The sequence below is a fragment of the Halomicronema sp. CCY15110 genome, from assembly GCF_016888165.1.
Lineage (GTDB): Bacteria > Cyanobacteriota > Cyanobacteriia > Phormidesmidales > Phormidesmidaceae > Halomicronema.
Genome location: NZ_JACSWC010000331.1, coordinates 36172 through 50862 on the forward strand (window position 1 = coordinate 36172; position 14691 = coordinate 50862).

Consider the following 14691-nt stretch of genomic DNA (forward strand, 5'->3'; position numbering starts at 1 on the left):
AGACATTCTTTGATGTTATGGATAGTGTGGCTCATGAATTCTTGGTTCCAGGGAATGTCCGAAATTATTGGATGAAAACGCTCTTTGGAGTCCTGCTGGAATCGTCATGCACGTCCTTTCGCAAGGCAAATCATGTCAGTATGGCTGACATCGATAGCCCCATGATCGACAGGTTGCTTGCTCCTTGACAGCAGGTAGCGGTCAAAGCGCTGTTCCTTATCACCCAACGCATTCAGGAGACCCTGATATGAAATCTTCCCTTGTCATCCTTTATCACCGCGAACCCTATGACGAGGTGGTGGTTGACGGTAAGACTGTCTACCGCGATAAAAAAAGTCCCAATGGCATTGTGCCGACCCTGAAAACTTTCTTCGCGAATGCGGAAAGTGCGACATGGATTGCCTGGAAGCAGATGAAGTCCAAGCAGCAGACAAGTTTTGAAGAGCGGGTCGTCATGGAAGGGGGCAAGGAAAGCAGCCAAGTTCGCCGCATTCCTCTGTCGGCCCAGCAGGTCAAAGATTTTTACTACATCACGGCTAAAGAGGCATTTTGGCCGATTCTGCACTCTTTTCCTGAGCATTTCACTTACGAGAGCTCCGACTGGGACAATTTCAAAGCCATCAATCAGCTCTTTGCCGAGGCGGCTTGCGAAGACGCCGCTGACGACGCCCTGATCTGGATTCACGACTACAACCTGTGGCTGACGCCGTATTACATTCGGCAAAAGATGCCCAACGTGAAGATTGCCTTCTTCCATCACACGCCGTTCCCGGCAGCGGATGTGTTCAACATTTTGCACTGGCGAGAGGCGATCGTCGATAGCCTGCTCTGCTGTGATCTCTGCGGCTTCCACATTCCCCGCTACGTAGAAAACTTTGTCGGGGTGGCCCGCAGCCTTCGGGACGTAAAAACAGTCGAACGTGGCCCGGTGCGTGATGCCTTTACGCCCCACGGTGTCGCCTTGTCCGAGCCGGATATGACGACTAAGTTGAGCTACCAGGGTCGCACCATACATCTCGATGCGTTTCCGGTGGGCACGCATCCGCAATATATTGCTGACACGATTAATTCTGACAAGGTGCAAGCCAGCATTAAGCAGATTCGCGATGACATCGGCGATAACAAACTCATCGTCTCCGCTGGCCGAGTGGACTACGTGAAGGGCGCAAAGGAAATGCTGCTTTGCTATGAACGTCTATTGACCCGTCGCCCCGATCTGCAAGGCAAGGTCAATTTGGTCATGACGGCGGTGAAGGCTGCTGCGGGCATGCGGGTGTATAAGACGGCGCAGAGTCAGATTGAACAAATGGTCGGTAAGATCAACGGTCGTTTTTCTAAACTGAACTGGACGCCGATCTTGCTGTTTACTGAGCCCGTGCCCTACCACGAGTTAATGGCGTTTTACGGCACCGCTGACATTGCCTGGATTCCCCCGCTGCGAGACGGGTTGAATTTGGTTGCTAAGGAATATATCGCGGCTCACCAAGGACGGGACGGTGTCCTGATTCTCTCAGAGTTCACAGGGTCTGCCGTCGAACTGCCGGATGCGGTGCTGACCAATCCTTATTCTGACAAGCATATGGATGAGTCGATTGATCAGGCGTTGGCGATGAGCCCCGAAGAGCAGCAGGAGCGGATGCAGCGGCTGCACCAAGTGGTGTTGCAGTACGACGTGAAAGAGTGGGCCAACCACATGTTTAGAGCAGCGAATGCCACAGCGTCGCCGGGTGAACCTGCGCTAGTGTAAGGGCAAGTTATGGAAGGTTGACCTCAATTAGAGTCGCGATCGCCTTACTTTCATCCTCAGGTCATGGCTCAGGAGTGAGAGGTTTGTAGGGGCGATCGCGTTTCTGATACCGGTAATTAGTGACCTTCAAGATTGGCTGCGCAGCTAGCGCCAATAGCCACTTATTTGCTGCATTCAAGGAATTATATAGATGAGAGATCTCCAAGCCATTCAGCGGCGAGACTATGATGTGGTCGTCATTGGGGGCGGCGTCAATGGGGCCGCCACGGCTCGCGATTCTGCCCTCAGGGGCTTATCGGTATTGCTGATCGAAAAAAATGACTTTGCCGGGGGCACCACGAGTTGGTCGACCCGCTTGGTGCATGGTGGGTTGCGCTATTTAGAATATTTTGAATTTCATCTCGTGCGGGAATCGCTGCGCGAGCGCGAAATCTTGCTGCAAACGGCCCCCCATTTGGTGCAGCCGATTCAGATGACCATTCCGATTTATGGGGTGGGCACCCGCAGCTATTGGGAAATTCAAGCGGGCATGCTGTTATATGACGTGCTGAGCTACGACAAAACGCTGCCCAATCACCGGATGCTGTCCCGGGCCAAGATGAAGCAGCTATTTCGCGCGGTTGATCGCGATAACCTTAAGGGCTCCGCCCAATACTACGACGGCCAGGCAGAACATGCGGAACGCCTCTGCTTGGAGATTTTGCTCGATGCGCGGTCGGCAGGGGCCGATGTGCTGAACTACACGACCGTGACCGGACTCCAGCGTGAGGGCGATCGCCTCACGGGGATAACCGCCTATGACCAAATCGCCGACGAAGAATTCAGGGTTAATTTGCCCGATCATGCTGTGGTGGTGAATACCTCTGGCCCCTGGGTTGACCGGGTGCTGGGGCTGGGCCGCCGGGATGGTGAAGACGCGCCCATTGGTGATAAGCGTAAAATCGGCGGGACTAAAGGCAGCCACATTATTGTTGATTCCTTCCCCGGTGCGCCGGATACCGCTCTTTATGTTGAAGCTAAATCCGACGGTCGGCCCTTCTTCATTGTGCCGTGGTGTGGCCAGTACCTGATCGGCACCACGGATCTGAAATACACGGGGGATCTCGATCGCGTCAAAGCCGATGACGACGAGGTTGATTACCTGATTAGGGAAACTAACCAGGTGGTTTCGACCGCGCGATTAACCCGAGACGATGTGAAATTCACCTACTCTGGGATCCGGCCACTGCCCTATGTTGGCGATAAAAAAGCGGGCAGCATTAGCCGGGCTCATATTCTCAATGATCATAAAAAAGACGGGGTGAGCAACCTGATCTCGCTGATTGGGGGCAAACTGACGACCCACCGCCAAGTGGGTGAAGAAATGACCGATTGGGCCTTTAAGAGAATGGGGAAATCTGTACCGCCTTCGCCGACTCGCAAGCGGCCTTTGCCGGGCTGCATTTGGCCCGACGATGAACGGATTGAGACGGCGCACCAGCGTTATCGCGATCGCCTCCAAACTGACACATTGGAATATTTGTTCAATGTGTATGGCGCGCGGGCAATGGAGTTGTTGGCCCTCATCGACGACCAGCCCGATTTGGCCGAGCGGCTAATCCCCACCCATCCGAACATTCGCGCGGAAGTGGTGTTTGCCATGCAGTCGGAGATGGCCCACACGGTGCTCGACTTCACTCGCCGCCGGACGATTTTGGCGATGAATGCCAACTACGGCTACGACGTGTTGGAACCCATCTTGGCTACTCTGCGTCAGCATTGCGGCTGGGATGCGGCGAAATGTCAGCAAGAGACAGCAGCTTACAAGCAGTTTATGGAAGAGAACTGCATTCCCGATTACGTGCTGGAGACCGCCGTTGAGGGGCGATCGCTGCAAGCCGTTTAAGGATGGTAGCGATCGCTGGCGATGGGCTCCCTTAACGTTTAGGTCTGGGTGGTCAGACGATGAAGTCTATCGTTGACTCCATACCGACCCTCTCAGACCTAAACGTTAGATTTGGCCCCTTCACCCTGTTCTCCGTCCTCAACTACTGATTCAGCTGGTTGAGCCCCTTGGTTAAGGGGGGCATGGGGGGCTTCCTAAGCTGCCGCGCGATTTAGCAAAATCGGTATAAAAAACAGGTATTTTTTAGATTAATCCAGCTCAGTTTGTCGATTTCCTGTCGACGCCGACCTGGGCTCTGTACCCCCACACCCATGATTGAACCTATGGACGCTAACGTGACCTCTCCAATTTCTATCGATGCTGAGCAGGCCCAAAAGCAATCAGCCGAGCTGACCATTCTGGGGGCCGGAGCCTGGGGCACGGCCCTGGCCTCATTGGTGGAAAAAAACAACCACACCGTTTGCTTGTGGTCGCGGCGCGGTGACATTTCCCTCGCTGACGCCGTCAAAGACGCCCATGTCATTTTGTCAGCGGTGTCAATGAAAGGGGTGCCCTCGGTGGCCGCACAGCTCAAGAAGCTGAACATTCCCCCAGAGACGATTATCGTCACGGCGACCAAAGGGCTGGATCCCGAAACCACGCGCACCCCGTCCCAAATTTTCCACGACACCTTTCCCGATAATCCGGTTGTGGTGTTGTCTGGCCCGAATCTCTCCAAAGAAATTGAGCGGGGGCTGCCGGCGGCGACCGTTGCGGCCAGTTCCCATCCCGAAGCGGCAGAAGCGGTGCAATATCTGTTTTCTTCCGATACGTTTCGGGTGTATAGCAGCCCCGATCCGCTGGGGGCAGAGCTGGGCGGCACTTTAAAAAACGTGATTGCGATCGCGGTTGGCATTTGCGAGGGGCTCGATCTGGGATCAAATGCGCGATCGGCGCTCATGACTCGCGCGCTCCCCGAGATGATGCGCATCGGCACCCATCTGGGCGGCCAGGCCGAGACTTTTATTGGGCTGTCGGGACTGGGCGATATGCTGGCGACCTGTACCAGTGTGCTGAGCCGCAACTATCGCGTGGGCTACGGGTTGGCCCAGGGCAAATCCCTCGACCAAATTCTGGAAGAGCTGGGCAGCACAGCAGAGGGGGTCAACACGACTAACGTGCTGGTGAAAATTGCTAACCGGGAAGGGATTCCCGCGCCCATTTCCCGGCAGGTCTACCGTCTGCTGAATGGTAAAATCACTCCCCAGGAAGCGGTTGAAGCCTTGATGGAAAGGGACCTCAAAGCGGAAGCTTGTTTGCTGACTGAGTAAACTGCGACGGCAATGTGCTCACCCTGTCGTGATGAGCTGGGGCGACAGGGCAGCCTGGCGATCGAAACTGGCAGGAACGTGAGTTCGACGAAACGTTGAAGATTTTCGCAGAATCCTCTGCATTTGCAATATTCTCATCAGGGCATCAGGGTTTGAAGCCTTTCTCCCCTGGGGAGCTACCGTGTACACATAAGTCTTGAAACCCTTGCTGTCATGGCTTTTCCCTCATCCCCCAATCCCTTCTCCCAGAGCGGAAGAAGGGGAGCCGGAAAGCTTTGTCTGGCCTCCCCCTCGCCCATTTTTGGGAGCGGGGGACTGAGGGGGTGAGGGCCGAGATGTGTATACACGGTAGCCACTGGGGAGAGAGGTTTGGAGAGAGGGCAAAAGGCGTCTGTCGAATTGACGTGGCAAGAGGGCTGTATTTCTGCCGTGCAGCGCTCGTTCTGTCATGTTGCACAGGCCCTGTGGGCTGGGCGGTTTGACTATGGTCATATGGAGTTATCCATGCCTCCCCGGTATTTGTTCACTGAGGGATGAACGGAACGAAATGGGGTGTCGTTCGTCCCCCAGTTAAAGCGGGACGCAAGTTTTGTGCGGCGATCGTGCCGGTTTCCGTCCTCCCCTAAGATGTAGGGCTGTGTGTGATGTCAAGTCATTTAGTAAGATGCGATTTTTAACCTCTGTAGTAGTGGGTCTGTTGGCTGTATGGGCTAGCGGTGGCGGCAGTTCCGTAGCGGCGACCGCAGCGCCACTGACGATGATTGCTCAGCCATTAGCGGCGATCGCCACGGCCTTGGACAACAAAGGCGAACCCAAGGACGACAGCATGACCCTGTTGCGGTTTGAGACGGATCACTACCTGGTGCGGGTGTATCGCCAAGACGGGTTGACCTATCTCAACGTCTACAACAAAGAAACGGGGTTCACTGACCAAAATGGCGTATTGGCCTATCTGGTGAGTCCTGAAAGTAACGATGACCCCTGGCGCACGTATGCCAATCAACAGGGGGACTTGGAATATCGCGCCAAGGTCAATCCCCAGGGTGAAACAGCGCTGGAAATACGCCTACCCGATGGCCCACCGGCCCGACCTGAATATGGTTTCAACGTCACCTACAGCTTCCCGCACACCTATTTAGGCGCTGATTTAGACAGTGTGCTCGACGAACTCGAAGCGGCAGGCTGGACTGTGGACTCCAAGACTTCTGAGTTGGTGCAACTGACACGCAATCAGTTGGCCCTGGACCTCAAGTTTGACCCCGTCACCCAGGTCATTACCTATACTCAGCTGATTGATTTGACCTAGCGCCGCGTCGCGATCGCCGCTACTATGTCGATCCGCGCTCCATGGTCACTGGTCAAAAGAGAGGAATCTTGTGCAACGAGTCATCGTTGATCCGGCCCAAATTCAGGCTGATCAGCTTACTTTGACTGCTGAACAACGGCATTATTTGCAGCGGGTGTTGCGGCTTCAGTCGGGCGATCGCTTTTTGGCGTTAGATGGGCAGGGGCACCTGTGGACAGCCGTGTTGCAACGGGACGCCACCCAAGCCACCTTGACGCCCATTGCTCCTGAGGTGGCGACGACGGCATTGCCGCGATCGCAGATCACCCTTGCCGCATGCTTACCCAAACAGGGCTTTGATGAGGTGGTGCGGCAGGTGACAGAGTTGGGGGTGCATGAGATTGTGCCGCTGGTGAGCGATCGCACTGTGCTGCGGCCCAGTGCCAACAAGCTCCAGCGCTGGCGACGCATCGCCGCCGAAGCTGGGGAACAATGCGAGCGCCTGACCGTCCCTACCGTTAGGGAGCCCCTAGCCTGGTCCAGTTGGCTAGCCCAAGAGTCACAGGATACCCGACTCATCTGCGTCGCCCGCCGGTCTGCCCCCGCGCTATTGTCAGTGGGTTTGTTGTCCCCCTGCCCGACGATAGAAATAGCCATCGGCCCCGAAGGCGGTTGGACCGCATCTGAAGTCACCCAAGCCCTCTCCCACGGATATCAGGCGGTGTCTTTAGGCAGCTCAATCTTGCGCGCTGTCACCGCGTCTGTCGTGGCGATCGGGATCCTTCAAGCTGGAATTGAATTCGCTACCATACAATCATCAAGCGACACCTCATTATGAATACCGTCAACACTTTAGAAGCCACTACAGAGGTTTGTCTGTCTGGGTTTCATGCCTTGTCCGATCCCTTGCGCATGAACGTAATCGAGCGGCTGCGAACCCAGGAAATGTGCGTATGCGACCTCTGCGACGAACTAGCGGTCAGTCAGTCCAAACTGTCCTTCCATTTGCGAGTGCTGAAAGATGCCGGGTTGGTCAAAGCGCGTCCCCAAGGTCGATGGACTTACTACAGCCTCGATTTGGCCCAATTTACAGCGCTAGAGCAATATTTGGCTGATTACCGTCGCCACAGCCCGATCATTCCAACTCGCTTACATGAAGAAGCCGAATAACGGCTCGGTGGCTGAATACTCGGTTGCCGGGGGCCACTCGCCGGTGGCCCAGCAGCCCCTACTCCAGACAGCCCGACTGCGCGTAATGTCAGAGATTGATGAGCCAGACCATTCCCATTGCGTGGGGACAGCGTTTGCGAACGGTTTCGAGACTTGCGCGCCAATAAGGTTCCTATGGACCGAGTTTCGACTTCGCTCAACTCTCGATACTGGTCGGTTGAGCGAAGTCGAAACCCGAATTGGTCGGGTACTTTTTTGGGTTGCCGTTCCCTTATGGCTGATTAGACTGATAGCAGCCAGTTAAACTTGCCAGGGCAAGTCTGGTTTTCTCTAGCAATCATCTTCACGAGAGCAAGTGGCGCACCCTCCAAATATGGCAATTTCTCATCCGGGTTTGAATGAGGTCACGGCGGCCTTACAGTTTGCAGCGCGCAAACATCGGCAGCAACGGCGCAAAGATGCTGACCAGACTCCCTATATCAATCACCCGATCGCGTTGCTAAATATTTTGGTCAATGAAGCGCAAATCAGCGATGCGGTGGTGTTGATCAGTGCTCTCTTACACGACACGGTGGAAGATACTGACACCACCCTGACGGAGATTGCCGACCAATTTGGTGAGGCAGTCGCCACGGTGGTGGATCAAGTCACCGATGATAAATCGCTGCCCAAAGCCACTCGCAAACAGTTGCAGGTCGAACATGCTGCGACGGTGAGCGATCGCGCCAAGCTGGTAAAACTGGCGGACAAAATTGCCAATATTCGCGATATCGCGATCGCGCCACCCCCTGATTGGTCACCTGAGCGACAACGAGAATATTGTGACTGGGGTAAGCGCGTCGTCGATCAAATGCGCGGCACCCACACAGGGTTAGAGACCCTCTTTGACGCTGCCTACGCCGCCGCGATCGCGGGCAACGCTCCAGCCCGCTAATTTGAAAGACTCGTCGGCAAAGTCGGCAATGGGCGGCGGCGGGGCAGACAGCCAAAGTTCCCAAATTGCGAATTGGTCAGTGAAGGGCAGCAAAAATATAATTTTTCACAGGAAATTATCAGGAATACTGCAAAGTATTGACGCTGGAACTATCAAGTGAACTCAATGTGACTGCTGAGATGCAAGATAGAGATAGGCATCAGGATGCATCGGGGCTAGAGAACCGTCGGACCAGAGGCTGATGTGGCTCAAGCATGGATGAAAGCCCTTAATCTGACCTGTTGTAGGCGATGACCCAAGCTTGCTGCAAAGTTCTTGCAAAGTGCTAGAGGGCAATTGCCTGCGGCTGAGGAAGGGCAACCACCGGCATACTGAGAATATTGAGGATGTTGATGTACTGCTCATGGGTATATCGCTGCGATCGCTATTAGTTATCCCCTTCGTCATTCAGGTCATTGGCGTCACATCGGTGGTCGGGTATCTGTCATATCGGAGTTGTCAACGGATTGTCGAAGAGCTGGCCACTCAGCTATTGAACGAAACGGGCAATTTGATCGCGCAAAACCTGGATCGATACTTGTTAGCCGCCGCTAGCCAAAATCAGTCTCACTTGGCAGCTTTAAACTCGGGAGCCATCAGCCTCGACGATTTAGACCAGCTGCATCGTTATTTAACGTTGGAACTGTTGGTCACTGAAAATGCGACCACCTTTTTGCTCGGCACCGAGGCAGGTGATTTGCGGGCCAGTCACCGGGTGACGGCTCAAGATTATGAGGTGAATACCCGTCTCACGCCGGCGGAAATGCCCATTGAGATGGTTATTTTGGATCCGTCTCAATCGCCTAATACCGATCTCTACAGTGTTGATGCTGAGGGAAATCAGGGCCGATATCTCGAAAGCATCCAAGGGCTTGAAGTGCATACTCGCCCTTGGTATCGCCAAGCCGCTGAAACAGGAGTCCCTGGGTGGAGTGAAATTTTTCAGATTGGCTCGACTGATCACCTGGCTATCAGCGCCTTTGCCCCGATTTACACCGATGCTCAACAGTTATTAGGAGTGTTTGCGGTCAATGTCAGCCTGCGGCAACTGGATGATTTTTTGGCCGACTTAGCATTTGTTAAATCAGGTCAGGCCTTTGTCATGCAGGCCAACGGTTTGATGGTGGCGAACTCGACCACCGCCCCCTCTTATATCGCGGTCCAACCGCCGCGCAACTCGTCTCCTGGTCAGTCCCCGCCCTTAGCGATGCCGCAAAATGTCGAGTTTCAGCGCCTCACGGCAGCAGAAAGCGAGAATCCCGTCACGCGGGCGGCGTTTCACGCGATCCAAGCTAGCGTCGACTCGACGGCCCCACTACAGACCTCGCTAGATCTGTCGATGCAGGTGGCGGGCGATCGCTACTATACCCATGCCACCCCTTACTGCAATGACTGTGGCCTCGACTGGGTGATTGTGACCACGGTGCCCGAGTCGGCGTTTGTCGGCACGCTGTGGGGCCACATGCGTCCCGCGATTGCCTGGTCAGGGTTCACGTTGTTAGCCGCCATTGGGTTTGGCATTTGGCTCACGCGACGCATTACGCGACCCCTGCAACAGCTCAACAAGGCCACGCTGGCCTATGCTGATGGCCGCCCTGAGGTGGTCACAACACCGACCCTAGTGAAGGAAGTGGAGTCGCTGCGCTTGGCGTTTCTGGAAATGATGGCCAAGACGGACGCCCAGCAACATGAAATTCAGCAGTTTCATACGAATTATCAGCAATCGCTCAAAGCGGAAATCGCCCACCATACGGCGGAACTGAGCACAACGACAGCACAACTCTGCGAAGCTCAGCGCATTGCGAAGGTTGGCAGCTGGGAATTTGAGGTCGCCAGTGGGCAACTCAGTTGGTCAGCAGAAATGTTTCAGATTATGGGGCGCGATCCTGCATTAGGGGTGCCAAAAGTGGAGGATGCCTATGCTTTGGTCACGCCACCGGGGGAAGAGCCACTCCGGGCGGCCGTTGCCCAAGCCCTGACCGCAGGCGTGCCCTATGAACTAGAGCAAATGATCATACAGCCCACGGGGGAGCGGCGCTATGTGCTGAACCGGGGAGAAGTCCAGCGCGATGAGCAGGGCAACATCGTCCGATTAGTGGGCACGACGGCAGACATAACCGAGCGCAAGACCGCTGAGTTAGCGCTAGCGACCAGTGAAGAAAGGCGGCGGCTGGCGCTAGAACTGACGAATACGGGCAGTTGGGAATTTGAGGTGGACACGGGGCTGGCGACTTGGAGTGATAGCCATTATCGGCTGATGGGGCTCGTACCCCAATCTGTCCCGGCTAATTATGAAGTGTGGCGCGATCTCGTTTATCCCGATGATTTAGCGGCTGCCGAAGCGGCGTTTCAGACCGCGATTGACCAACACACCCTGTTATCGGTCGAATATCGGGTGGTGCATCCGGAGGGCGCAGTGCGGTGGGTGCTCACGCAGGGCCAGGCCATTTACGCCGCCGATGGCACTCCCCAGCGCATGGTGGGCGTCATGCTCGATATCAGCGATCGCAAACAGCTAGAGCTGGCCTTGCAAGCATCGGAATCTCAGCTTTCCAGCGTGTTAGATAGTGCTCGGGCCACCATCGTGCGCTTGCGGCTATTCCCCGATCATCGCTTTGAGTTTATTTATCTCTCACCCAATTGTGAACATCTGTATGGGTTTAGCGCCGCCGCTTTAATGGCTGATCCTTACCTGTGGCAGGGCTGTGTAGAACCAGCAGATTGGCCAACCCTGATCGTGGCATTTGCCACCCCACTTCCAAAACAGATGACTGCGCCCCAGCAGTTTGTAAAAACCTATCGCTACCGATATCCTCACGGCTCGTTGCAATACATCTTGGCTCACCTTTCTGTGCAGTGGAATGGGTCAGGATATTGGGATTGCACCATTGTTGATGCCGACATTACCGAACTGAAACGCACCGAAGAGACCCTACAGCTGCTGTCTCAGGAGTTGCAAGTGTGGCGCGATCGCTATGAAATTGCCATCACCACCGGACGACAGGTCGTGTTTGAATATGACTTCAGCCGCCAAACCTATACCTTTAGCCAAAATACCTCAGAGATGTTTGGCTACGACCCGGTGGACCTGCCAGAAACGATGGAAGATAGTCTTGCCAGGGTGCATCCCGACGATGTTCAGGCTTTGGCGGCGGCAATTCAAGCCGCCCAGACCGCTCCCCCCCATGCTTATTGTCTGGAGATTCGCATTCGCTGTCAGGACGGCACTTACCTCTGGGTCGAAGACCAAGCTCGCATACAACTGGATGCAGCCGGGCAGCCAGTGAAGATCATCGGTTCCTTGAAAGACATTAGCGATCGCAAACAAGCCGAAATGGAACGCGACATCGTCATGGAGCAGTTGCGGCAATCGGGCGAAAATTATCTGGCGATTTTGCAGCATCAAACTGAACTCATTACTCGGTTTAAGCCCGACGGCACGGTAATTTTTGTCAATGATGCCTTTTGCGAATACTACGGCGTTCACAAAACAGACATGCTGGGCCAGACGTATCACCCATTCATTTATTCAGCCGATCAACCGGCGATCGATGCATGTTTAGCGCGTCTCTCGCCGAAACATCCCTACAGCACGGTGGAACATCGGGTGTTCGTGCGGGGCGAAGTGCGCTGGATGCAATGGACGAACCGCGCCATTTATGATGCGCAGGAGCACCTGATCGAGATGCAGTCCGTGGGCCGCGACATTCACGATCTCAAGCAGGTCGAAGCGGCCCTCCGAGAGAGCCAAGCGCAATATCAGCGTCTGGTCGATGATATCGGCGATCGATTTGTCGTCTTTAGTCATACGGGGGAGTTGGGCATCCTCACCTATGTCAGCGATGGCATTCAATCAGTCTTTGGCCTCCAGCGGCAAGACGTGATTGGCAAAACCTGGCAAACCGCAGTTGATTGGTGTTCCAAATCGGTGGCACTAGCGTTAACCGAACTGCAAGCGTTGTTACATGGATCCGTCGATTTTCAGGAATTTGAGATGGAGTTTACGCATCCCGACGGGGCTCGGCGGACCGTCCGGGTCTCCCAACATCCGGTGCGGGATGCGGCGGGCGAGCTGCTAGAGATCGAAGGCATCGTCGAAGACATTTCCGATTACAAGCAAGCCGAAATCGAGTTGCAGTTACTCAACGCGCAGCTAGAGGAGTTGGCCACCACCGATAGTTTGACGAAAGTGGCGAATCGGCGACAGTTTCTCATCGCGCTAGCTCAAGAGTGGTCGCGCCACCAGCGCGAAGGGTTGCCCCTCACGATCATGATGCTCGACATCGATCATTTCAAAGCCTACAACGACACCTATGGTCACCCGGCGGGCGATCGCTGTTTGACGCAAATTGCCGAGGTGCTCAAACAGAATATGCAGCGCCCTGGCGATTTAGTCGCCCGCTATGGCGGTGAAGAATTTATCATGCTACTGCCCAACACTCACCAGGTAGGAGCGGTCACGATCGTCCAGCACATTCAAACTCAGATTGCCGAGCAGGCCATTCCCCATGCCGCCTCGCCGACGGGTCCGCACATTACCGTCAGCCTGGGCATCGCCGTTGTTCCGAGGCCAACGGCAATGGACGATATGACCGCAATCGAGATCGCCGATAAAATGCTCTACGCGGCAAAACGTTACCGGAACATTTATCAACTCAAAGTCGTCAACCATCCATCAGAGGAATAACCTTCCATTCAACTGTCCCTAACGGCTAATTTGATGCGGTCAGCAATTGATTGCCCCAACCGTTCACAACCGATTATGACAACCGCAAAAGTGTACTGAGCCCTGGGCGAATTGCTCGATTTGTCATTAGGTTATGAGCATAAGCCCCTGCCCCAGTCTGCTGTTGAGAACGAAGTTTCCGCCGCGACTCCACACCTCAACAGCCCTCAGGCCAAGTCTTTTTGGTTTACCCTACCCGAAGTATGACCATGTTTGCTAAATTTGCTGCTGCTGCTGCCACCCTACCGATTTTGTTGAGCCTGCCGACGGCGGTACTGGCCCAAACGGCAAGTTCTTATGCTGACTGGCGCTATCTCTATGTCGACAGTTTTGAAAATAGTGCGGGGCAAAACATTACCCAAGAGTGGTGGCTCAGCCCGTCTCAAACCCGCCAAAATAGCCAACTACAATTTACGCTGCTCGCCCGGCGATCGCCCATGAGCGATAACGGCACAGCGGCGGCCCTGTTCGGCTATGTGGCTAATTGCGATAGCATGATGTATGCGATCGAAAGCGTGCAATATCTCGACGTGAATGACCGCATCCTCAACGGCCAGACGATGCAGCAGGCAATGCAGTCCGCTGATCCCGACAGTCAGTTTTACAGCGTCTTGAGCAACCTGTGTAGTGGCGCTTACTAAGGGCATCACGCTCACCCCCTCTTGCTTGCGTCGATGACACTGCTATAGCAATCCGTACAAAAGTCGGGTGAGTTAAAGTGGATGAAAGCTTGGAGCCCTGCCGATGACTGCCCCCGATAGTCTCGACCTGCGCCAGCAAGCAATCGCCGCGCTCGAAGCGGGGCATTTCAAGGCCGCTGTCAGTCGGTTGATGGGCATTGGCACCACCACGCTGACCGAGTGGCACCATCGATATCGCGCTAGCGGTGAGGTCGCTGCCAAGCCCAGCTACCAACGAGGCCATAGTCATAAAATCACTGACTGGCAAGCATTTCGCGCTTTTGCCGCGACGCACGGGGACAAAACTCAGGCCGAGATGGCCCAGTTGTGGCCCGAGGCGATGAGCGAAGACACGATGGGTCGGGCGCTCAAACGGATTGGCTTCACGCGAAAAAAAAGAGCGATCTCTACGCCGAAAGAGACCCTGAAAACCGCCAAGCCTATGACCGTGAATTAGCGCAATTCGAGGCCCACCAACGGGTTTATCTCGACGAGGCGGGCATCAATAATACGGAAGACTATGCCTATGGTTGGTGCCCCAAAGGCGATCGCTTCCCCGCCGAGCACCGGGGCAATCGTACCGAGCGAGTCAGCTTGATGGCCGCTTGGCATCAACATCAACCCGTGGCACCGCTGACCGATGAGGGCTACTGTAATCGCTCGATGTTCGAAACGTGGTTAGAACAACCGCTGTTGCCAGCTCTGCCCTACAGGCAGTGTCATCATTTGTGACAATGCCTCGTTTCACAAAGGCGGACGAGTGGAAGCCTTAATACAACAAGCGGGGTGCTATTTGTTGTATTTGCCGCCTTACTCCCCGGATTTGAACCCGATCAAACATCAGTGGTTTGTTTTGAAGAACCGGATGCGGAAACAGATTCAATCGGGCGAATCGTTTAGACAGGTCGTCGACCA

The 14691-nt window shown here is 54.8% G+C and carries 11 protein-coding genes and 1 pseudogene; all 12 read left to right on the top strand.

Features of this window, described 5'->3' with window-relative positions:
* Nucleotides 1-247: 247 nt before the first annotated feature.
* Nucleotides 248-1747, top strand: a complete 1500-nt coding sequence (ggpS, locus tag JUK32_RS15990) for a glucosylglycerol-phosphate synthase (protein ID WP_204139863.1) — start codon at nt 248-250, stop codon at nt 1745-1747.
* 190 nt (nt 1748-1937) lie between these two features.
* The gene (gene glpD / locus JUK32_RS15995) at nt 1938-3632 is read left to right on the top strand and encodes a glycerol-3-phosphate dehydrogenase (RefSeq protein ID WP_204139864.1); all 1695 of its coding nucleotides are present in this window, start codon (nt 1938-1940) and stop codon (nt 3630-3632) included.
* Between the two features lie 323 nt (nt 3633-3955).
* Complete coding sequence (locus JUK32_RS16000; RefSeq protein WP_204139865.1) at nt 3956-4942, top strand: NAD(P)H-dependent glycerol-3-phosphate dehydrogenase; 987 nt, start codon at nt 3956-3958, stop codon at nt 4940-4942.
* 664 nt (nt 4943-5606) lie between these two features.
* Nucleotides 5607-6248 (top strand): hypothetical protein, encoded by a 642-nt coding sequence (locus JUK32_RS16005; protein WP_204139866.1) that lies wholly within the window; start codon nt 5607-5609, stop codon nt 6246-6248.
* 70 nt (nt 6249-6318) lie between these two features.
* Nucleotides 6319-7065, top strand: a complete 747-nt coding sequence (locus JUK32_RS16010) for a 16S rRNA (uracil(1498)-N(3))-methyltransferase (protein ID WP_204139867.1) — start codon at nt 6319-6321, stop codon at nt 7063-7065.
* Complete coding sequence (locus JUK32_RS16015; protein WP_204139868.1) at nt 7062-7397, top strand: helix-turn-helix transcriptional regulator; 336 nt, start codon at nt 7062-7064, stop codon at nt 7395-7397. The genes JUK32_RS16010 and JUK32_RS16015 overlap by 4 nt, the downstream gene beginning before the upstream one ends.
* Before the next feature lie 394 nt (nt 7398-7791).
* Nucleotides 7792-8331, top strand: coding sequence for an HD domain-containing protein (locus tag JUK32_RS16020; protein WP_375541573.1), 540 nt, complete (start codon nt 7792-7794; stop codon nt 8329-8331).
* 403 nt (nt 8332-8734) lie between these two features.
* Entirely contained in the window at nt 8735-13057 is a 4323-nt protein-coding gene (locus JUK32_RS16025; protein ID WP_204139870.1) for a PAS domain-containing protein, read from the top strand.
* Between the two features lie 242 nt (nt 13058-13299).
* Nucleotides 13300-13737: a hypothetical protein gene (locus JUK32_RS16030; protein ID WP_204139871.1), complete on the top strand. Its 438-nt coding sequence runs from the start codon at nt 13300-13302 to the stop codon at nt 13735-13737.
* A 103-nt stretch (nt 13738-13840) separates the two neighbouring features.
* Entirely contained in the window at nt 13841-14233 is a 393-nt protein-coding gene (locus JUK32_RS27625; RefSeq protein WP_239112733.1) for an IS630 transposase-related protein, read from the top strand.
* A gap of 32 nt (nt 14234-14265) precedes the next feature.
* A pseudogene (locus JUK32_RS28055) lies at nt 14266-14508 on the top strand (transposase); the annotation flags it as partial.
* A partial coding sequence (locus JUK32_RS28750; protein WP_375541574.1) for a transposase occupies nt 14501-14691 on the top strand: 191 nt, incomplete at its 3' end. The pseudogene JUK32_RS28055 and the gene JUK32_RS28750, both read left to right, overlap by 8 nt.

Coding starts and splice junctions, on each gene's coding strand:
- ggpS (WP_204139863.1), top strand. CDS start 248: ATGAAATCTTCCCTTGTCATCCTTTATCACCGCGAACCCTATGACGAG.
- glpD (WP_204139864.1), top strand. CDS start 1,938: ATGAGAGATCTCCAAGCCATTCAGCGGCGAGACTATGATGTGGTCGTC.
- JUK32_RS16000 (WP_204139865.1), top strand. CDS start 3,956: ATGGACGCTAACGTGACCTCTCCAATTTCTATCGATGCTGAGCAGGCC.
- JUK32_RS16005 (WP_204139866.1), top strand. CDS start 5,607: ATGCGATTTTTAACCTCTGTAGTAGTGGGTCTGTTGGCTGTATGGGCT.
- JUK32_RS16015 (WP_204139868.1), top strand. CDS start 7,062: ATGAATACCGTCAACACTTTAGAAGCCACTACAGAGGTTTGTCTGTCT.
- JUK32_RS16025 (WP_204139870.1), top strand. CDS start 8,735: ATGGGTATATCGCTGCGATCGCTATTAGTTATCCCCTTCGTCATTCAG.
- JUK32_RS16030 (WP_204139871.1), top strand. CDS start 13,300: ATGACCATGTTTGCTAAATTTGCTGCTGCTGCTGCCACCCTACCGATT.
- JUK32_RS27625 (WP_239112733.1), top strand. CDS start 13,841: ATGACTGCCCCCGATAGTCTCGACCTGCGCCAGCAAGCAATCGCCGCG.